17 protein-coding genes, 2 pseudogenes and 1 riboswitch are annotated in these 18,840 nt (G+C 62.6%); of the genes and pseudogenes, 14 read left to right on the top strand and 5 right to left on the bottom strand.

All coding sequences use genetic code 11. From position 1 onward, the window contains the following. Window positions 1–18: 18 nt before the first annotated feature. The 8 genes from AB3X94_RS15460 to AB3X94_RS15425 all read left to right on the top strand — a co-directional run bounded on the left by AB3X94_RS15460 (window position 19) and on the right by AB3X94_RS15425 (window position 9,750). Window positions 19–633 (top strand): hypothetical protein, encoded by a 615-nt coding sequence (locus AB3X94_RS15460; RefSeq protein WP_368612000.1) that lies wholly within the window; start codon window positions 19–21, stop codon window positions 631–633. Then, window positions 634–870: a hypothetical protein gene (locus AB3X94_RS15455; RefSeq protein ID WP_368611999.1), complete on the top strand. Its 237-nt coding sequence runs from the start codon at window positions 634–636 to the stop codon at window positions 868–870. Window position 871: 1 nt separating this feature from the next. Further along, complete coding sequence (locus AB3X94_RS15450; RefSeq protein ID WP_368611998.1) at window positions 872–1,480, top strand: hypothetical protein; 609 nt, start codon at window positions 872–874, stop codon at window positions 1,478–1,480. Further along, window positions 1,481–4,171 carry a beta strand repeat-containing protein gene (locus tag AB3X94_RS15445; RefSeq protein ID WP_368611997.1) on the top strand — a complete coding sequence of 897 codons (2,691 nt, stop codon included), beginning with the start codon at window positions 1,481–1,483 and terminating at the stop codon, window positions 4,169–4,171. A 42-nt stretch (window positions 4,172–4,213) separates the two neighbouring features. Then, window positions 4,214–4,663 carry a TonB family protein gene (locus AB3X94_RS15440; protein ID WP_368611996.1) on the top strand — a complete coding sequence of 150 codons (450 nt, stop codon included), beginning with the start codon at window positions 4,214–4,216 and terminating at the stop codon, window positions 4,661–4,663. A gap of 77 nt (window positions 4,664–4,740) precedes the next feature. Further along, window positions 4,741–6,882 carry a type I secretion system permease/ATPase gene (locus tag AB3X94_RS15435; RefSeq protein WP_368612092.1) on the top strand — a complete coding sequence of 714 codons (2,142 nt, stop codon included), beginning with the start codon at window positions 4,741–4,743 and terminating at the stop codon, window positions 6,880–6,882. Then, complete coding sequence (locus tag AB3X94_RS15430; RefSeq protein ID WP_368611995.1) at window positions 6,882–8,306, top strand: HlyD family type I secretion periplasmic adaptor subunit; 1,425 nt, start codon at window positions 6,882–6,884, stop codon at window positions 8,304–8,306. The genes AB3X94_RS15435 and AB3X94_RS15430 overlap by 1 nt, the downstream gene beginning before the upstream one ends. After that, a complete protein-coding gene (locus AB3X94_RS15425; protein WP_368611994.1) occupies window positions 8,296–9,750 on the top strand; it encodes a TolC family protein in 1,455 nt (484 codons plus the stop codon). The genes AB3X94_RS15430 and AB3X94_RS15425 overlap by 11 nt, the downstream gene beginning before the upstream one ends. A 130-nt stretch (window positions 9,751–9,880) precedes the next feature. On the opposite strand, the gene AB3X94_RS15420 is transcribed toward AB3X94_RS15425, so the two are convergent. Continuing rightward, window positions 9,881–10,246, bottom strand: a complete 366-nt coding sequence (locus tag AB3X94_RS15420; RefSeq protein WP_368611993.1) for a BON domain-containing protein — start codon at window positions 10,244–10,246, stop codon at window positions 9,881–9,883. A gap of 179 nt (window positions 10,247–10,425) precedes the next feature. Between AB3X94_RS15420 and AB3X94_RS15415 the strand changes: the two are divergent. The 3 genes and pseudogenes from AB3X94_RS15415 to AB3X94_RS15405 all read left to right on the top strand — a co-directional run. Next, a pseudogene (locus AB3X94_RS15415) lies at window positions 10,426–10,743 on the top strand (amidase family protein); the annotation flags it as partial. Window positions 10,744–10,799: 56 nt separating this feature from the next. Next, on the top strand, window positions 10,800–10,931 hold the full coding sequence (locus AB3X94_RS15410) for a hypothetical protein (RefSeq protein WP_368611992.1): 132 nt from the start codon (window positions 10,800–10,802) through the stop codon (window positions 10,929–10,931). 70 nt (window positions 10,932–11,001) lie between these two features. Next, a pseudogene (locus AB3X94_RS15405) lies at window positions 11,002–11,311 on the top strand (RidA family protein); the annotation flags it as partial. On the opposite strand, the gene crcB reads toward AB3X94_RS15405, so the two are convergent. Then, complete coding sequence (crcB, locus tag AB3X94_RS15400; RefSeq protein WP_176108943.1) at window positions 11,265–11,645, bottom strand: fluoride efflux transporter CrcB; 381 nt, start codon at window positions 11,643–11,645, stop codon at window positions 11,265–11,267. The pseudogene AB3X94_RS15405 and the gene crcB overlap by 47 nt on opposite strands. Before the next feature lie 72 nt (window positions 11,646–11,717). Further along, a riboswitch (Fluoride riboswitch) is annotated at window positions 11,718–11,779 on the bottom strand. A 101-nt stretch (window positions 11,780–11,880) separates the two neighbouring features. Beyond that, window positions 11,881–13,068 (bottom strand): ammonium transporter, encoded by a 1,188-nt coding sequence (locus AB3X94_RS15395; RefSeq protein ID WP_368611991.1) that lies wholly within the window; start codon window positions 13,066–13,068, stop codon window positions 11,881–11,883. A 422-nt stretch (window positions 13,069–13,490) separates the two neighbouring features. Between AB3X94_RS15395 and AB3X94_RS15390 the strand changes: the two genes are divergently transcribed. Then, window positions 13,491–15,257: an ATP-binding protein gene (locus tag AB3X94_RS15390; protein ID WP_368611990.1), complete on the top strand. Its 1,767-nt coding sequence runs from the start codon at window positions 13,491–13,493 to the stop codon at window positions 15,255–15,257. A 45-nt stretch (window positions 15,258–15,302) separates the two neighbouring features. On the opposite strand, the gene AB3X94_RS15385 is transcribed toward AB3X94_RS15390, so the two are convergent. Then, the gene (locus AB3X94_RS15385; protein WP_176108940.1) at window positions 15,303–15,623 is read right to left on the bottom strand and encodes a hypothetical protein; all 321 of its coding nucleotides are present in this window, start codon (window positions 15,621–15,623) and stop codon (window positions 15,303–15,305) included. A gap of 141 nt (window positions 15,624–15,764) precedes the next feature. Further along, window positions 15,765–17,354, bottom strand: coding sequence for a winged helix-turn-helix domain-containing tetratricopeptide repeat protein (locus AB3X94_RS15380; protein ID WP_368611989.1), 1,590 nt, complete (start codon window positions 17,352–17,354; stop codon window positions 15,765–15,767). Window positions 17,355–17,536: 182 nt separating this feature from the next. Here AB3X94_RS15380 and AB3X94_RS15375 point away from each other — a divergent pair, with 182 nt between their 5' ends. Both AB3X94_RS15375 and AB3X94_RS15370 read left to right on the top strand, forming a co-directional pair. After that, window positions 17,537–18,292 carry an SDR family oxidoreductase gene (locus AB3X94_RS15375; RefSeq protein WP_368590699.1) on the top strand — a complete coding sequence of 252 codons (756 nt, stop codon included), beginning with the start codon at window positions 17,537–17,539 and terminating at the stop codon, window positions 18,290–18,292. A gap of 51 nt (window positions 18,293–18,343) precedes the next feature. Next, complete coding sequence (locus tag AB3X94_RS15370) at window positions 18,344–18,823, top strand: carboxymuconolactone decarboxylase family protein (RefSeq protein ID WP_368611988.1); 480 nt, start codon at window positions 18,344–18,346, stop codon at window positions 18,821–18,823. The last annotated feature ends 17 nt before the right edge of the window (window positions 18,824–18,840 follow it).

The following is an 18,840-nucleotide window of genomic DNA, read 5'->3' as shown; positions in this document are numbered from 1 at the left end:
GTTCCAGCAGGTCCTGAAATGAGCGATCAGCCGCGAACACGGATCACCTGGCTCAAGGCATTCTGGCTGCTCCTCAAAGGTAGCCCGGATGTCATTGGCAAGGGCTGCAAGTGGAAATCCGGCTTGCTGACCGTGGCGCTTGTGGGAACCTTTGCCATGCCATTCATCGGTGAACATTTTCGTGCCCAGTTTCTTGGCGCGATGCCACCGGAAGCGCCGTTGATCCGAGCGACTGGCCAGTTTGTCCGCAAGATCGCCGAAATCGGTATCCGGCGAGTGCCTTACGTGGACTTCGAAACCGACGACGGCCGGCATTATGTGACTGGCGGCCGTTACGTGATGGACGCCATTGGTCTCGAAGCACTAGCCCGGACCGAGCCGCCAGTTCATGTGTATGCCGAAGGATTCCTGCTCAGAAACGGCGAAGGGTCGTACTGGCCCCTCGTCATCCGCACGCCCAGCGGCACGGACCTGATTCCGCCGCAGGATCTTCAAGACTCGCTGCAACGTGCACGGAATCCGTGGCAAGTGAAAGTGTACGCGGTGATGTACCTCTTCGTGGGTGTGTTCTGGGCGATCAGCATCCTGAACGCTAGGCGTCTTAAGAAGAAACTGTCACAGGAGAAGCTTTAAATGGCAACAGAGAACATTCCGGATGTGCCGCAGGTATTGCTCCAGTCGCAGGGCACTGGAGAAGCGGTCGCCACGCTGGTGAACAACCAAATCGGCGGCACGACCGCAGCAGCAGACGCTGCTGCCCAGATGAGCCAGGCTGGCGACCCGTTGGTCGCCGTGTGGCAGAGGCTGGCCTCCGGCATGGACATCATCGGCTCCGGGCTTTCGACTCTGCAGACGTCCAGCAGGTCCTGAAATGAGCGATCAGCCGCGAACACGGATCACCTGGCTCAAAGCATTCTGGCTGCTCGTCAAAGGTAGCCCGGATGTCATTGGCAAGGGCTACAAGTGGAAATCCGGCTTTCTGATTTGGGCGATCACCGGGACAGTTTCGACGCCGTTGATCCTCCAAAATCTTGACGCACAATTCGCCGGTTCGCTGCCACCGGAGGCGCCGCTGATCAGGGCGACTGGCCAATTTGTCCGCAAGGTCGCCGAAATCGGTATCCGGCGGGTGCCCTACGTGGACTTCGAAACCGACGACGGCCGGCATTATGTAACGGGCCGCTACGTGATGGACGCCATTGGTCTCGAAGCACTAGCGCGGACCGAGCCGCCAGTTCATGTATATGCCGAAGGATTCCTGCTCGAAGACGGCAAGGGATCGTACTGGCCTCTCGTAGTCCGTACGCCTGGCGGCAAAGACCTGATTCCGCAACAGCGCCTGCAGGATTCGCTGCAGCGTGCCCGTCGTTACCCTTGGAAAGCGATCATCGTGATGTATTTGATCGCCGGTGTGTTGTGGGCGATCAGCACTCGGAACGCCTATCGCCTTAAGAAAAAACTGTCACAGGAGGACGTGTAAATGGCAACAGAATCTCTTGCGGACCGGTCGCAGGTCTCACCCCGGTCGCTTGGCAACGCGGAAGCAATCGCCACGCTGGTAAACAACCTGATTGGTGGCACGACTGCGGCAGCAGACGCCGCGGACCAGATGAGCCAGGCGGCACAGGCCGGCGACCCGCTGGTCGCCCTTGGGCGACGGCTCGCCGCCGGGATGGACATCATCGGCTCAGGGTCTTCGACCCTGCAGATGTTCCAGCAGGTCGCGGCCAATTCCGCCAACGCCGGAGCCCTTGCAGGCAGCCTCGCAAAAGGCGCGGCGGGACTGGGCTTGTTCGCGAACGCCGGGACATTAGCCCTCGAAGCAATCAGAAGTGAGGACGCGCTCGCCAAAATCAAGGATAGTGACCTTGTTTCACTACTGGGATCGGCGGTGGCAGCTGGGGCTACGGTCGTCGCTACCCCGGAAATCGCCATTGCAGTCGGCATTACCGCAGCGGGCCTGACGTTCGCCAGCCTCGCATGGTCCAACTCGCCTTCACTGCAGGACAATCTTGATGCGATCCGCAGCGTGATCGCTCCGTACTACAACCAGCTGTCCGCCAGCGATCAGGTTTCCTTCACGAACTCGCTGTCGAACACCGTCACGAACGCGCTCGCGGGCGGCATGCCGGTGCCGCAACTGAATGCACTCGGCCTCGTGAGCGGTTATTCGATCGAGGTGCCGACCAGCATCCAGCAGGTCGCAGGTGGAACAGCCTACACCTTCGCTTCGGGTACGACCTTTTTTGAGGCACCCGATTCTGGCCTACCCGATTTTCTCCTGAATGCGGCAGGTGTTGCGCAGACCGGCACGTGGATGATCCGCGATGAGCAGGGCACCCCTTCAAAGGCGCAAATCTGCACCTATGCCGACGGCAGTTGGTCTCAGTCCTGCGATGGTGCCAACGGTTCGATTAGCGACATTTTCATCAACGGCAACGGAAGCAACTACACGATATCCGCCGGCAGCGGCCAGACCTACGTAAATGAAAATGGTATCGGCAATCATGTCACGCTCTATGGTACTGGCGTAGTCAACGTGCAGGGCAGCCAGGCCGGTGTGACTCTGGTTGGCGACAATAACATTGTCAGTTCGCTCGTCGCCAACAACGGATTTGCTGTCACAGGCAGGAACTCGGTGTTCCATCTGGCTGGGGACGGGGTGACGTTTAACAACAACTCTGATGGAGTTGTCTTTGGCGATTGGAATTCCGTGGCTGCAGTGGGCAGCAACGTCGGCGTGACCCTCATTGGCAACTATGCCCATGTCGAGTCGCTGATCGCCAACAACGGTTTTGCCGTCACCGGCAGAAACTCGCTATTCAATCTGGCCGGCGATGGCGTGACGTTCAACAAGAATTCGGACGGCATCGTGAGGGGGGACTCGAACGCGATAGCTGCAGCTGGTACTGGTGTCAGCGTGGCAATTGGGGGCAACAACGTCAGGGTTGATTCGTCATTTGCCTTGAATGGCTTCTCAGTAGCCGGAACGGGCGCGTTGTTTAACTTGACCGGTGATGGCGTGACGTTCCACCAGAGTTCGAACGGCATCGTGAGGGGGGATTCGAACGCGATAGCTGCAGCTGGTACCGGTGTCAGCGTGGCAATTGGGGGCAACAACGCCAGGGTTGATTCGTCATTTGCCTTGAATGGCTTCTCAGTCGCCGGAACGGGCGCGTTGTTCAACTTGACCGGCGATGGCGTGACGTTCCACCAGAATTCGGACGGCATCGTGTGGGGGGACTCGAACGCGATAGCTGCAGCTGGTACTGGTGTCAGCGTTGCAATTGCGGGTAACAACGTCAGGGTTGATTCGTCATTTGCCTTGAACGGCTTCTCAGTAGCCGGAACGGGCGCGTTGTTTAACTTGACCGGTGATGGCGTGACGTTTCACCAGGGCTCAAACGGAATCGTCTACGGCAATTCGAATTGGCTGGCTGTCGCAGATGGCAATAGGGACATCATCGCAGTGGGCAATAACACTTCCGTTAGTGCTGGCGCAAGCTGCTCGCTCAGCAGCATTGGCGATAGTGGCAACATTAGCCTGGGAGCAGGTTCATATCTTTTTGTTAATGGCGGCAATGACACGGTTAATGCATCCAGTTGCCAGATCGATTTCGGTAGCGCGCTGCGGGGAAAGACCATATATATCAATGGCGACAATAATTTCATTAACGCCAACGATTTGAATGGCGTAAACACCAACATTATCGTGACCGGACAGGGAAATTATATTTACGCCAACGGCGCCACGGTCAGGTTTCAAGGTGAGAACCCGGCCAACAACGTCGTGTCGGGCTCACTGAACACCACTAATGGGCGCCCGGCTGGCCCGCAGACACCGATGCCACAGCCGCCAGGCGGGGGGAGTTTCCCGTCTCCCCCGGCGGGCGGTATAGATCAGGGTAACGGAGTAATCAGCTACCCCGTGCCGTTTCCCCCGATCTCCGTCAGCCCGCTCAGCGCGTCGATCGACATAGGTCCTCAGCCCGTCCCCGCAGTTACGAGCAGCATGCCGGACGGCCAGGCTACCGCGAGCCTGGCGGACCTGCAGATCAGCAACCTGATCGCCGGCATGTCGTCTTACGATGTCCAGCCAGCGGCCAGTTCGACGCTGCTGTCCGCCGCCCAGCCACAACCGTACACGACGCTCGCGACCAGCCTGCACTGACCTGACGTAATCGAGTCGCGCATTTGCAGCGATACGCCGCGGATGCGCGCTTGGTGCGCCGGGTGTGAGAGTCAAACGAAGAACATGAAAACTGGTTTTGCAATCTGCGTGGTCATATGTGCACTTATGGGCTGCGGGTACGGACCCCGCGCAGGTCAATCACTTCAACTCTATTCCGAGTTCAGAACTTCCGATGAGCTGCTGACAGGCATTCGCCCGCAGGACCGTGGGTTTGCAGTACATGTTCAGTCACGCGTGCGCCAGCATCTCGGGTCCAGCTTTCTCGACACGCAACGTCAAGCGTCGACCGTAATCGATGTCAAGCTCGCAGATGATGGACAGATCACAAGCGCAACCCTCGCGCAAAGTAGCGGTCATGTGGGATGGGACGCCATCGCGTTGGCGGCGGTGAGAAAGGCCTCGCCGCTTCCTCCATACGCAGAGGCACTTCACCATTACGATCAGACCAGCTGCCTAGCCAAGCGTACATGAAGCCGCGCACCACCATCTCTGTTTCCGAAATATTTACCAAGTGTGCCTGCCCTACGGCACGCAACGCCAAAAACCGAATGAACGCACCAGATCACCGCGCTCCCGCTGAATCCATGCCCACCGCTGAACCTGGACTCGCGTGCCTGGTCGTCATTGCCCGCTTCCACGGCATCGCCGCCGACGCGGCGCAACTGCGACACGCGTTCGCGCTCGGCAACGAGGCATTCAGCGTGGATTCACTGATGCTGGCTGCCCGCTCGCTTGGCCTCAAGACACGCGTCGCGCCGCTTCGCATCGAGCGATTGAGCCGGGCCCCGTTGCCCGCACTTGCGCTGGATCGCGACGGTAATCACTTCGTCATCGCACGGTGTGACGGCGAAACAGCCTTCGTACTCGAAGCACAGGCTCCAGCGCCCTGCGTAATGCCGCTCGACGTGCTCGCCGCTCGCATGACCGGGCAGATGATTCTGTTCGCGTCCCGCGCATCGCTAGCCGGCGAACTCGCACGCTTCGACTTCTCGTGGTTCATCCCCGCTATCGTCAAATACCGGCGCCTGCTGCTGGAAGTGTTCGGCATCTCGTTGGTGCTGCAGCTGTTCGGTCTGGTCTCGCCGCTGATGTTCCAGGTTGTGATGGACAAGGTGCTCGTCAACCGCACTCACAACACCCTGGATGTCGTCTGTATCGCCCTGTTTATCAGTGCGACCTTCGAAGTGCTGCTCGGCGGCCTGCGCAACTATATGTTTGCCCACACCACGAACCGGATCGATGTAGAACTGGGCGCGCGCCTGTTTCGCCACCTCGTCACCCTACCGCTGAACTATTTCGCGGCTCGCCGCGTCGGTGACTCGGTTGCCAGGGTACGCGAGCTAGAAAACATTCGTAGTTTTCTGACCGGACAGGCGCTAACAGCAGTCATCGATTTACTGTTTTCGGTGGTGTTCCTCGCCGTGATGTGTCTCTACAGTGTGTGGTTGACACTCATTGTCGTCGTTTCGTTGCCGCTGTATGCAACCGTGTCCGCTTTGCTCATACCAGGTCTGCGGCAGCGCCTGAATGAGAAATTCGCACACGGAGCTGACAATCAGTCATTCCTCGTCGAGACCGTGTCCGGCATGGAGACGGTCAAGGCGATGGCCGTCGAGCCGCAGTTCATCAGGAAATGGGAAACGCAATTGGCCGCCTATGTGGCGTCAGGCTTTCGTGTCGTCAGTCTGAGCAACATCGGCCAGCAACTCATCCAGTACGTCGGGAAGGTGGTCTCGCTGGTCACGCTGTTCTTCGGTGCGCGCCTCGTCATCGATGGCCGGCTCACAGTCGGCGAACTCATTGCGTTTAACATGATGTCGCAACACGTCGCCGGCCCGGTGTTGCGGCTGACGCAACTGTGGCAGGACTTCCAGCAGGTCGGCATCTCGATGCGACGGCTGGGCGACATACTCAACTCGCGCACGGAATTGCCGCCCGGCACCCAGGCAATGCCCGCGCTCAGGGGCGACATCCGATTTGAGAGCGTGCGTTTTCGCTACCGGGCGGACGGGCCGCCAATCCTCGACGGGGTCTCGCTCGATATCCGCGCGGGTCAGGTCGTCGGTATCGTTGGCCGTTCCGGCTCCGGTAAAAGCACGCTTGCCAAGCTTCTGCAGCGGTTGTATCTGCCCGAACAGGGCACGCTGCGCGTCGACGGCATCGATCTCGCGTTAGCCGATCCCGCGTGGCTGCGCCGGCAGGTTGGCGTTGTCCTACAGGAGAGTCTGCTGTTCAAGCTTTCGATCCGCGAGAACATCGCGCTAGCCGATCCTGGCGCTCCGCTTGAAGCCGTGATCCAGGCCGCGCAACTGGCCGGTGCTCATGACTTCATCTGCGAACTGCCGCTGGCGTACGACACGCCGGTCGAGGAGCACGGCGGCAACCTGTCTGGCGGACAGCGCCAGCGACTGGCCATCGCGCGGGCCCTGCTGACCAGCCCGCGCATCCTGATCTTCGATGAGGCCACCAGCGCCCTCGACTTCGAAACCGAACGCGTGATCCAGAACAACATGCGCGCGATCTGTGCCGGCCGCACCGTCATTATCATCGCGCACCGTCTGACCACCGTGCGGCACGCCGACCAGATTATCGCGATGGACCGTGGACAGGTCGTCGAACGCGGCACCCATGATGCGCTGCTGGCACAAGGCGGCTATTACGCCCACCTGGTTTCCCTGCAGAGCAGTTAATGACGATATCACCGCGTTTCCAGGCGTGCGCAGACCTGTGCCGCCGCTATACAGCCGTGTGGCGTGCAGCGTGGTCGGTGCGCGCGCAGCTCGATGCACCGCCCAAACTCGACTATGAAGTGGCGTTCCAGCCAGCGCACCTTGAACTCGTCGAGACGCCCGTTCACCCGGCGCCGCGCTGGACCGCGCGCCTGATTGTCGCGCTCGCTGCCATTGTCCTTGCCATTGGGGTCTTCGCGAGACTCGATATCGTTGCAACCGCAAAGGGCAAACTCGTGCCCAATGGAAGAGTGAAAATCGTGCAACCAGCCGTCACCGGTATCGTGCGGGAGATCGCCGTGCGCGACGGACAGCGCGTTGCGGCCGGGCAATTGCTGCTGAAGCTGGACACCACGCAGGCAGTGGCTGACGAGGGCAAGGCGAAATCAGCGCGGCTGGATGCAGCGCTCGCCGCAGCTCGTGCGCAGGCGCTGCTTATCGCGCAGCAGACCGACTCGCAACTGCGTGTAGCGACAGTCGACGACGCACCGGACGAGCGCCAGCAGGAGACCCAGCGACTGGCAGAAAGTGCGTATCGAGAGTACCAGGACAGGCTTGATGCAGCGCGCGCCGAACTGGCGAGGCGGGAAGCCGAACTCGACAGTACACGGCAGCAAATCGCGAAGTTTGCCGCCACCGCGCCGCTCGCGCGTGCGCAAGCAAACGACTACCGGATGCTGTCGGCCGACCAGTACGTTGCCCGCCACGACTATCTGGCGAAGGAGCAGACCGCGCGTGAGCAGGAACATGAACTGGCGACGCAGCGAAGCCGCGCGCGCGAACTGGTGGCCGGTATCGCAGGACAGCGTGCGCAGATCGCGGCGACCTCATCGCAGTTTCGCCGCGAACAGCTTGACCAGCTGGAAAAGGCGACGCAGCAGCTCACCCGGAGCCGCAGTGATGAGACCAAGGCCCATACCCGCGCGAACCTGATGAGGCTCACCGCACCCGTTGCCGGCACGGTTCAGCAGCTGGCCATGCACACCCTGGGCGGCGTGGTGACGACCGCGCAGGCGCTCATGGAGATCGTGCCGGACGATGCGCTGGAGGTCGAAGTGACAGTCGAAAACAGGGATGTCGGCTTCGTCAGCGTGGGACAACGTGCGGCGGTCAAAGTGGTAGCGTTTCCCTACACGCGCTACGGCATGCTCGAGGGCGAGGTCGTGTCGCTCGCCAACAATGCAGTGCAGGATAAAAAACTGGGCCTCGTGTTCACCGCGCGCGTGCGTCTGACGGCGAATCGGATATGGGTCGAGAACAGATGGATCACGCTCACGCCAGGGATGGCCGCAAGCGCCGAAATCAGGACGGGCAAACAGAGCGTCGCGCACTATTTCCTCGGGCCACTCGTTGAGGGCGTACAGGAGAGCATGCGTGAACGCTAGACGTATGGTGCACAGAATCGCCGTGGCCGGATTTGTGCTGGCGTTTGCGCTACCCGCGCTCGCTTTCGACCCGCTGCTCGCGCAGCGCGGCATTCCGAGCAATCCAGTCGCCGGGATGAAACTGAGCATGACGCCGGATGAGCGGGCTTGCGACTCTGGCGCGCCGGAACAACCATTGAGTTTGCGCGAAGCGGTCGCGCGCGGGTTATGCAATAACCCGAAAACCCGTGCCGCCTGGGCTAGCGTGAAAGCGCAGGCGGCTGCCGTTGGCGTCGCGCGCGCGGCATTCCTGCCGACCATTTCAGGCAACTGGCAGGGCGTGCGGGACATTGCCGAGAGCCACGTGAGCGGCGAACTACAACTCAGTTCGAACACCGCCGCTACCATCCGGTCGGCCAGCGTAGACCTGAACTGGGTGCTTTTCGATTTCGGCGGTCGGGCTGCCGCACTGAATAGCGCGTCCGACCTGCTCGCTGCGGCAAGGGCGACGCAGGACGCAGCCGTGCTGGCGGAATTTGCGACGATTGCCAGAGATTATTGTGCCGCCCAGGCGGCGCAAGGGGCGCTCGCTGCAGCGAGGGAAATCGAGCGCATGACGCGCGAAATTGTCGTCGCGGCGGAGGCACGGGTTGACCGGGGCGTTGCTCCGGTCACCGACGCGCTACAGGCGCAGACCCAGCACGACGAGGCGGTATTCAATCTCACGAAGGCCGAAGGAGACACGCAGACGGCGCTGGGCACGCTGGCCTCTGACATGGGGCTTAACCCGAACGTACCGCTTGCTGTACCTTCCGTCACCGCGAACGACAACCCCGATGAGACCTTCAGCCGCTCGATAGCGGAACTGATTGATGATGTCAAAAGGACGCACCCGCGCGTGCTGGCGGCGCAGGCACAGTTCGAGTCTGCGAAAGCCGCCATTGCCCAGACACGTGCGCAAGGGTTACCGAACGTCAGTCTCGTCGCGAAGTACAGCGGCAACAACCAGCCGGCGAGCTTGGGTCTGGGGATTCAAAAGTTTCCGGCAACCGGACGTGATGCCTACATCGGCGTGCAGCTGAGCATCCCGCTCTTCGAAGGGTTCGGACGGCATTACCAGATCCGGCAAGCCGAGGCTGAGGCGGAGCGTCAGCGCGACGCGACCGAGGAGACGCAGCAGCAGGTGGCGCTTGATGTCTGGACGGGTTACCAGACGCTGCACATTGCCACGCAGAATGCAGCGCATAGCGAGACGGCGCTCGCGATTGCCCGACGCTCATTCGACGCCGCTGAACATCGCTACCGGGCAGGCGTGGGAAACATCCTCGAACTGCTGAAAACGCAGACAGCGCTTGCCACGGCAAAGCAACGGCGCGTTCAGACGCTTGCTGACTGGCACAACGCGAAACTCCAACTGTCATCAAGGCTTGGCCGCCTCGGCATGAACCGCGTTGGCGATCAATAGTCTGCGGCTGCACGGTACGCGGCTTCTTCGCTTCTTCTGGCGCACCGTCGACTCCGCCGTTTCCGCTCGATGAGCCTATCGCAATGCGCCGGCCTAGCCGGCGCAATTTCCCACAATGAGACCGGCAGGATCAGGGCGCTGCGTACAGCGTCAGCTTGCTCGACACCGACTGCACGCCCGACACTTTCGACGCAACTTCCTGAGCGAGCTGGTCCTGCGATTCGTCGAGAATGGTGCCCGCCAGCGTGACCTTGCCCGTGCGCGTATTCGCGAATACGGCGATGTCCCTGTCGTTCAGACGTTTGGAGCCGAACAGAGCCTCGCGAACCTTCTTTGCCAGCGCGTGATTGGCGGCGCGATCGGCGCGCATCTCCGCGCGAAGCTGCGCTTTGGTCGGAGCGGCGTTGTCGGCGGGGGGCGTCGCAGCTTGTACGAATGCGGCCGACGACAGCAGAACGGCGAGAGCACCCGTGAGTGCCTTGTGGCATAACGTCATGGAATCACTTGTTGACGAGGGATTGAGGAGGAGTCTTGAATGTGGGTCTTGCCCGCTCGAGAGCATAGTCTGCAGTCCGCCTCTTCTCTATCAGACATTCGGTGCCGAACCCTATCGGATGTCGAGACAGCGTCATACCTTCGGATATGGCTGCGAGTCGCGCAATTGCATTTGCTCGCCGGCCAGAAGCGGTGATTCAGCAGGCCGAGGCGGTGGACCGCGCGCGCTCGTGGCGACAAGCTGGGGCGGCTCGCCGGCGTTCCGGTGACGGTGAAGATCAACATCGACCAGCGTGGCTTTGCGACGACGAACGGAGCACGGATCACGAGAACCTCGTTGCGCAGATGAACAGCCCGCTCGTCGACAACCTCGAAAAGGTGGGCGCGGTGTTGCTTGGCCGCAGTAACTCGCCGACCTTTGCGTTGCGCTGGTTCACGTCGAACCAGGTGCACGGCAAAACCTTCAATTCCCGAGACCGGTCGCGCACACCCGGTGGACGATGCGAGCGCTACCGCCCATGGGCTTGCCGGGTCTCACGGTCACGACTGATCTGGTGAACCGAGTTCCGGTAGGCGTTCGGATCGTTGCCGCGCATTTCAGGGAGGACCTGTGTCTGCAGGCCGGCCTTGCAATCGAGGAGCGCAGTGCGCCGGTGTCGAAGTCGATCGTGTCGCCGAAGCACTGATCACACGCGCGCAACAGCTATATCACCAAAGAGCCTGATCTATTGAGGAGGTCTTGATGAGTCGTATCGCTATCTGTCCGGTCACATTGCGAAGCGTGATGGCAAGGTCTGGGTTGGGAAACTCGGCGAAACATTGACGACGGAGGAGGGCAAACTGGCCGCCCGGCTGACCGCGATCGACCAACGGGGCGTCCCAACCGCTGGCTGAATTCTTTGGAGAAGACGGCAAGCATGCGCGTTCGCCTTTCGGCGTCGCTCAGATTCCGTTGGGTGCGTGCCTTGAACTGGAAATGGCGGTACAGGTGGCCAAGGTTCGCGCGGCAGGCGCGCGCCTCAGCGCGCCAGCAGCGAAACCGTCGCGATGCCGAGAATCGTCATGATCAGCGACGTGCTCACGTGAATCGCCACTTCGCCAGCCGCCCAGCCGAGCCGGCCGTCCTGCAGGCGCTGCACGACTTCCGCGGAGAACGTCGAGAAGGTCGACAGCCCGCCCATCAGACCGGTGATGACGAACAGCCGCCATTCCGGCGAGAGCTGGGGCACCCGCGCGAAGCCCGCGACCGCCACACCGATGATGTAGCCGGCGATCACGTTGGCGGCGAGCGTGCCAAGCGGCAGGTCGCTAAAGACCGGGTTCAGTCGAAAGCCGAGGAACCAGCGAAACAGCGAGCCGAGTGCGCCGCCAATCGCGACCGCGAGAAAAGACCAATACATGGAAGAGGATCGAACCGGGAACGTCGACAAACCGGTTGATGCGGGCGAATTGATGCCGCGTCCGCATAACCGGGCGTAGCAGGCATCATCAGCCCCATGGGCGGTTAATGGAGAATGCCATCTCCAGCCGCGAAGTCTAACATCGGCGCGCGGATTTTGGGGACAGGCATGTGGCCTGCGACTCTCCCGCGCCTCTCGCCGCGTCTCTCCCGTTCCCCGCGAGCGCCGCCCTGGTTCACTCTGGCGTCGCCGAAATCTTGTGAATCGACAGATCGGCGCCGTTGTATTCCTCTTCCTGATCGAGCCGCAGGCCGACCGTCAAGCGGATCGCGCCGTACACGACCGTGCCGCCGAGCCCCGACACGACGATCCCGCCGAGCGTGCCGATGATCTGCGAGGCGAACGACACACCGCCCAGCCCGCCGAGCGCGTGAGCGCCGAAGATGCCGGCCGCGATGCCGCCCCATGCGCCGCACAGGCCGTGCAGCGGCCACACGCCGAGCACGTCGTCGATGCGCCAGCGGTTCTGCACGCAGGTGAACATATAGACGAACAGCACGCCGGCGATGCCGCCCGTGACCAGCGCGCCGAGCGGATGCATGATGTCCGAGCCCGCGCACACCGCGACGAGCCCGGCGAGCGGGCCGTTGTACGTGAAGCCCGGGTCGTTGCGGCCCGCGAACCACGCGCTCAGCGTGCCGCCGACCATCGCCATCAGCGAGTTGACCGCGACGAGGCCGCTGATCTTGTCGAGGGTCTGCGAGCTCATCACGTTGAAGCCGAACCAGCCGACCGTCAGCACCCATGCGCCGAGCGCGAGAAACGGAATGTTCGACGGCGGATGCGCGGCGATGCCGCCGTCGCGGTGATAGCGGCCGTGGCGCGCGCCGAGCAGCAGCACGGCCGGCAGCGCGACCCAGCCGCCGAACGCGTGCACCACCACCGAACCCGCGAAGTCATGGAACGGCGCGCCGAACGCGTGCGTGAGCCAGTCCTGAATGCCGAAACGGTCGTTCCATGCGATGCCTTCGAAGAACGGATAGACGAAGCCGACCAGCACGAACGTCGCGAACAACTGCGGGTTGAACTTGGAGCGCTCGGCGATGCCGCCCGACACGATCGCGGGGATCGCGGCGGCGAACGTCAGCAGGAAGAAAAAGCGCACGAGCGCATAGCCGTTATGCTGGGCGAGCGTCGCGGCGCCGTCGAAAAACTGCACGCCGTATGCGATCGTGTAGCCGATGAAGAAGTACGCGATCGTCGACACCGCGAAGTCCACCAGAATCTTGACCAGTGCATTGACCTGGTTCTTCTTGCGCACGGTGCCGAGCTCCAGGAAGGCGAATCCTGCGTGCATCGCCAGCACCATGGCGGCGCCGATCAAAAGAAACTCGGTATCGGCGCCGTATTTCAGACTTTCCATCGATATGTCCCGCTTGTGCCAAAAAAAGTGCGCTATGTGAGCAAGAAGCGGGCCATAGTTGTGCTGGCCGCGTCGGCCCGGTGCAATCGGGCACCGGGATGGGAATCTGGATGGTTTCGAGCGATGCGCCGTCCGAGCGCGCCATGCACCCGAACAGAGAGGCGAGGCACAGCGAAAGTGCATAAATCGTCACGGCTACGCGGGATGCCCCAGAAAAGCGCGAAATATTCGATTTAAATTACATCTTTATTCGGAATCCTGACGCAACGAGATGCTGTCGATGCCCAATCCTGGCGCGCAATCGACCAGCGGGGGTACGGTGGTCGACGGGTTCGTGTCCCTCTTTCTTTTCCCACGCAAACGCCGACATAATGTGCCGACTCCGTGCACGATCCGCCGGCCAACCCCTCCCCTGGGCCCGCATGAGACTGACCACTAAAGGCCTGTTGCTGATCGCGATTCCGGCCGTTTTCGAACTCGCGCTGCTCACTGGCGTCGTTAAGGCGCAGGCCGATGCGACGATGGCCGAGCGTCGGGCGATGCATACCGAGGAGGTGCTGCGCCAGAGCACGGCGATTCTCGATCCGGTGCTGTCCGAATCGGTCGCGCTGCGCGGCGCGGTACTTGCCAACGACATACGCTTCACGACCCCGATCGCAGTATGGATGGACGTCGACCGGCGCATCGACGAACTCGTCGATCTCGTCGGCGACAATCCCGCGCAAGTCGAGCGCGTGGTCGAGGTGCGCCAGGCGGTGCAGGCATACCGCCAGTGGTCCGACCGCATCCAGGACATGCTGCGCGCCGGGCGGCGCGCCGAGATTCTCGCGCGCTTCCACGATCTCGCCCAGGCCGACGTGCTCGATCATTTCCGCTTGCAGGTGAGCGCGTTCCAGGCCGAGGAGCGCCGTCTCGACATGTCGCGCTCGAATGCCGTCGCCGCCGTGCGCGAGCGCGAACAAACGCTGATCGTCGCGGCCGCGTTGGGCTCGCTGCTGTTCGTCGCGCTCGCCATCGGGATGTTCACGCGCGGCGTGCGCGGCCGGCTCGCGCTGCTGTCCGACAACGCGGCCAGGCTTGCCGGCAACGAACCGCTCGCGCCGCTCGGCGCGGGTCGCGATGAAATCGCGCGGCTCGATCTGACCTTGCACGAGACGAGCCGCCGTCTGCTCGAAGCCGAGCGCATCGAGGCGCGTTTTCACGCGGACCTCGAACGCCGCGCCGCCGAGCTTGCCCGCATCAACGAGACGCTGCGCCAGCAGACTCAGGAAAACGAAATGTTCATCTACAGCGTGTCGCACGATCTGCGCGCGCCGCTGGTGAACCTGCAGGGATTTTCGAAAGAGCTGATTCGCGCCTGCGACGAGTTGCGCGACGCGGCGCGCGGCTCGTCGCTCGCGACCAGCACGCGCGAGCGGATCGAGCGGATCGTCGACGAGGACATTGGCGAGGCGCTCCACTATCTGCAGACCGCGGTGATGCGCGCGTCGCACATCATCGACGCGCTGCTGCGGCTGTCGCGCGTCGGGCGTGTCGAGTACAGGCGCCAGAAGGTCAATGTGCGCGACATCGTGCAGCGCGTCGTCGATGCGATGCAGGGGTCGATCCGCGTGCGGCGCGCGCGCGTGACGGTCGGCGAACTGCCCGCGGTATGGGGCGATCCGACCGCGCTCGAGCAGATCTTCGCGAACCTGATCGGCAACGCAGTCAACTATCTGGACCCGGCGCGCGAGGGCCGCGTCGAAATCGGCACGACGCCCGCGCCGCCGGGCGTGCATTCGCTGCGAATCTTCTACGTGCGCGACAACGGCCTCGGCATCCCGGCGATCGCGCTGCCGCGGCTGTTCACCGCGTTCCAGCGCCTGCACGGCAACGCGGCGGCCGGCGAGGGCATTGGCCTCGCGCTCGTGCGGCGGATGGTCGAGCGACACGGCGGGCGAGTGTGGGCGGAATCGAAGGAAGGGGTGGGCACGACGTTCTATCTGTCGCTGCCAGAGGCGGCGGGCGCCGCGGGCTCGGAACCGGCCGCGGCTGGCGCGCCAGCGCTCGTCGTGGCGGCTCCGGCTCCGGCTTCGGCGGCGCGCGGTGCGCGCGAGAGCGCGCAGGGCGCCGCGGGGGCAGGCTTTAGCGCCGGCAGTGGGTTGCCCGCGCCTTCGATCGATGCGGTGCGAGGAATCACTACGCGGTAGGGGCGCTCGATCGTGCGTGCGGTGCGGGTGGCGCCCGCCCGTTCCTCAACCGGCGAAAATCCGTCGCGGCTTCAGCAGTCTCCGGCCGCGCACCGACCAGTAGCAACTGCATGCCAGCAGCACGGCGATGCCGGCGGACGACTCGGCCGGCGTTGGCCGAACGCCGGCGATCCCTTCGACGGCAAACAGGCCGTTCGTGACACCCAGCAGCGCCGCCCACAGCGCGCACGCGGCCTGCATCAGCAGACGGGTTCCCTTCATATGCCGGGCGCGGGAGTCGTGCGACCAGGTGGGCGGCCGGCGCGCACAGAAGACGATCACCATCAGCATGATGACGAGGGTGACGATCCAGTCGATCAGTTTCATCGAAACAGCACTCCCTAAAAGCAGCCGCGACTATAGGGAGGTGTTTCGTCTACAACCGTCGGAAGATTCTGAAATGTGGGGGAGCGTTGAACGATGTCGAGGCGAGCGCCTCTGCATGCAGACGCCCGCTGCAGGATTGCATCAATCCTCGCAGGGTTCAGAATCGAATCCCGCCTTGGCCAAGCCTTCCGTGAAGACGGCAAGGTTTTCGTCGCGCCGGATCGGCATCCAGTCGGTCAAGTTGCCGAGGCGCAAGTCGGGAATCAGCTCGCGTAAGCGAATCGCAGCTCGTCGAGCTTCCGCTGGTTTGCCGAGCCAGGCCTGACTCGCGGCGAGCGTCGCGTAGGCCAGGCCGAAACTCGGTAAATCCCGGATGGCTTTCTCGGCCCACAGAGCGGCTTCGACGAAGTTGCCCATGAACAAATGCGCAGCCGACAAGCCGAACTGCATCCGATAACGCTCTGGATCCAACGGGCTCAATTGCATCGCATGGGTAAATTGCCTGATCGCCTGTTCAGTTTCGCCATGCCACAAGCGGAGAAATGCGCCGAGAAACCACGCGGCGGCAAGATTGGGATTCAATTCGAGCGCCCGATCCAACAACGCGATACCTTCAGGCAGATCGCCGGCCAGATGCGATAGCGCATGACCGCTGCGCGCGAGAGCGACGGCGTCGTATTTTCCCAACTCCACGGCACGACGCGCCCACTGGGCGCCTTCCGCCATTTCTCTTGGGCGATCGTGCATCCAGCCATTGACCTTGCGCCAGCAATGACACCAGGCCGCCATCGCGTACGCCGATGCAAGCTCAGGGTCGCACGCAAATGCGCGCTGAAATAACGGCAACGCTTCGTCGATCGCTTCGCGGCTGCCTTGATGAAGCTGCGCCATGCCACGCAGGTAGTAGTCGTACGCACGCAGACTTTCGGTCGGTTTGAACCGTGCGCGAGCGATCTCGGCCTGTTCGACCTGCGGCGCAATCGCGCCGACCACACTGTCGGCGATCTGGTCCTGGAACTCGAAAATATTGTCGAGCACGCCTTCGAAGCGGCCAGCCCAATGGGTCGCGCCGGTGCCCGCATCGACGAGCTGGCCGGTGATGCGAACGCGGCCCTGTGCCTGCCGCCAACTGCCTTCGAGCACATAGCGCACGCCGAGCTCTCGCCCGATCTGCTTCACATCCACGTTGCGATGCTTGTAAGTGAAGCTCGAGTTGCGCGCGACGACGAACAACCAGCGGTATCGCGACAGCGCAGTGATGACGTCCTCGATCACACCGTCGGCCAGGTAGTCCTGCTCCGGGTCACCGCTGAGATTGACGAAAGGCAGGACGGCGATGGAAGGCTTGCTGGCCTGCGCCGCATCCGGCGATGACGTCTCGGTTGGCGTCGATGTTTTCTCGCTGGCCTGGTCCGATGCCGGATGTTCGATGACGTCGGCGACAAATCGGAATCCTTTGCGCGCCACGGTTTTGATCACCCGCTGCTGCTGACCGTCATCGCCGACCGCGCTGCGCGCGGCGTTTACGTGGCTGGCCATGGTGGATTCGGAAATCACGCGTCCGTCCCACACCGCATTGATCAGCTCATCCCGGCCCACGACCCGGTTGCGATGGCTCGCCAGATAAACCAGCAGATCGAACACTTTCGGCGTCGTGGCGACCTCCTGCGAAGCGCGGCGCAAGTCGCGACGCTCCAGGTCCAGCGTGCAGTCAGCGAAAACCCATTGCATTGGGGACTCCAGGACGAGAAAGCCGCCAGGTATGCGCTACCCGGCGCGCTGATGAAGCGTATGGAGGAATTCTGGACGGAAATACAAGGCGCAGACAAAGCGGCGCCGGCGGCTGGAAATGATACTGCACCCATCGGATCAAGCAGCAAGCGCTTCGTCAACCGAACCGGAGGGAGTGGAACATGAAAGTGGTCGTCATTGGTGGCAGCGGACTGATCGGCTCGAACGTGGTGCGGCGGCTTCGCCGCGATGGTCACGACGTGGTGGCCGCATCCCCGTCGACCGGGGTGGACTTGATGACGGGCGACGGGTTGGCGAAAGCGCTCGAAGGCGCGCATGTCGTCGTCGATGTCGCCAACGCGCCGTCCTTCGAGGACGAGGCCGTGATGAGCTTCTTCCAGACGGCGGGCCGCAACCTGTTGGCCGCCGAACACGCGGCGGGCGTCGAGCACCATCTTGCTCTGTCCGTCGTGGGCACCGAACGCCTGCAGCAAAGCGGGTATTTTCGCGCCAAGGCTGCGCAGGAGACGCTGGTCAAGGCGTCGCCCGTTCCGTACACGCTGCTGCGTGCCACCCAGTTCTTCGAATTCGTCGGCGGCATCATCGAGGCCAGCGCCCAGCGAGGCGAGGTGCGCCTTTCGCCCGCGCTGATCCAGCCGGTCGCCGCCGACGACGTCTGCGCAGTGCTCGCCGATCTTGCGGCGGGAATGCCGCTGAACGACATGACCGAACTCGCCGGTCCGGACCGCTTCCCACTCGACGAACTCGCCCGCAAGTTCCTCGCCGCGCACAACGATCCACGCACGGTGATCGCCGATGTCCACGCTCGCTATTTCGGCGCAGAGCTGGACGACCGCACCCTGGTCGCCGGCGGCGGTCATCGCATCGGCCCGACGCGCTTCCACACTTGGCTCAGCCGCTCCGTCGCGAAGGACTGAACCGCATTCCCGCAACGTTTCTCCTTTCTCCAACCGCACCAAGGACATGCCATGACCCAGCGCATCGACTACCAGCAGCAATCCCCGGAACTGTTCAAGAAGTTCGTCGAGTTCAGCCTCGTGCTCAAGAAGTCCGCAATCGAGGAAACCATCCGCCATCTCGTCGACATCCGCGCGTCGCAGCTCAACGGCTGCTCGTTCTGCGTCGACATGCACGTGAAGGAGGCCACGATCCATGACGAGCGTCCGTTGCGCCTTCATCACGTGGCCGTGTGGCGCGAGTCCAATCTGTTCACGCCTCGCGAGCGTGCCGCTCTAGCCTGGACCGAGGCGCTGACCCAGATTTCGCCGCTGGGTGTGAGCGATGAAATCTACGATCGCGTGCGGACCCAGTTCTCGGAGAAGGAGTTGTCCGACCTGACCTTCCAGGTGATGTCGATCAACGCGTGGAATCGGGTCAACATTGGCTTTCGCATCCCGCCGGGCATCTACGACAAAGCCTTTGGCGTCGACCAGTCGGGCCTCGCCTGAACGACGCGCAACGGAGC

The sequence above is a fragment of the Paraburkholderia sp. BR10923 genome (genome assembly GCF_040948765.1).
Taxonomy (GTDB): Bacteria; Pseudomonadota; Gammaproteobacteria; order Burkholderiales; family Burkholderiaceae; genus Paraburkholderia; species Paraburkholderia youngii.
Note: the sequence above shows the minus strand (reverse complement) of the source record. Positions and strands in the feature narration are given on the sequence as shown.

Bases quoted from the DNA above. Each gene is read 5' to 3' on its own strand.
- AB3X94_RS15435 (WP_368612092.1), top strand. From the start codon at position 4,741: ATGAACGCACCAGATCACCGCGCTCCCGCTGAATCCATGCCCACCGCT.
- AB3X94_RS15395 (WP_368611991.1), bottom strand. From the start codon at position 13,068: ATGGAAAGTCTGAAATACGGCGCCGATACCGAGTTTCTTTTGATCGGC.
- AB3X94_RS15370 (WP_368611988.1), top strand. From the start codon at position 18,344: ATGACCCAGCGCATCGACTACCAGCAGCAATCCCCGGAACTGTTCAAG.
- AB3X94_RS15440 (WP_368611996.1), top strand. From the start codon at position 4,214: ATGCGCGCTTGGTGCGCCGGGTGTGAGAGTCAAACGAAGAACATGAAA.
- AB3X94_RS15450 (WP_368611998.1), top strand. From the start codon at position 872: ATGAGCGATCAGCCGCGAACACGGATCACCTGGCTCAAAGCATTCTGG.
- AB3X94_RS15460 (WP_368612000.1), top strand. From the start codon at position 19: ATGAGCGATCAGCCGCGAACACGGATCACCTGGCTCAAGGCATTCTGG.
- AB3X94_RS15445 (WP_368611997.1), top strand. From the start codon at position 1,481: ATGGCAACAGAATCTCTTGCGGACCGGTCGCAGGTCTCACCCCGGTCG.
- AB3X94_RS15390 (WP_368611990.1), top strand. From the start codon at position 13,491: ATGAGACTGACCACTAAAGGCCTGTTGCTGATCGCGATTCCGGCCGTT.
- AB3X94_RS15420 (WP_368611993.1), bottom strand. From the start codon at position 10,246: ATGACGTTATGCCACAAGGCACTCACGGGTGCTCTCGCCGTTCTGCTG.
- AB3X94_RS15385 (WP_176108940.1), bottom strand. From the start codon at position 15,623: ATGAAACTGATCGACTGGATCGTCACCCTCGTCATCATGCTGATGGTG.
- AB3X94_RS15455 (WP_368611999.1), top strand. From the start codon at position 634: ATGGCAACAGAGAACATTCCGGATGTGCCGCAGGTATTGCTCCAGTCG.
- AB3X94_RS15375 (WP_368590699.1), top strand. From the start codon at position 17,537: ATGAAAGTGGTCGTCATTGGTGGCAGCGGACTGATCGGCTCGAACGTG.
- crcB (WP_176108943.1), bottom strand. From the start codon at position 11,645: ATGTATTGGTCTTTTCTCGCGGTCGCGATTGGCGGCGCACTCGGCTCG.
- AB3X94_RS15380 (WP_368611989.1), bottom strand. From the start codon at position 17,354: ATGCAATGGGTTTTCGCTGACTGCACGCTGGACCTGGAGCGTCGCGAC.
- AB3X94_RS15430 (WP_368611995.1), top strand. From the start codon at position 6,882: ATGACGATATCACCGCGTTTCCAGGCGTGCGCAGACCTGTGCCGCCGC.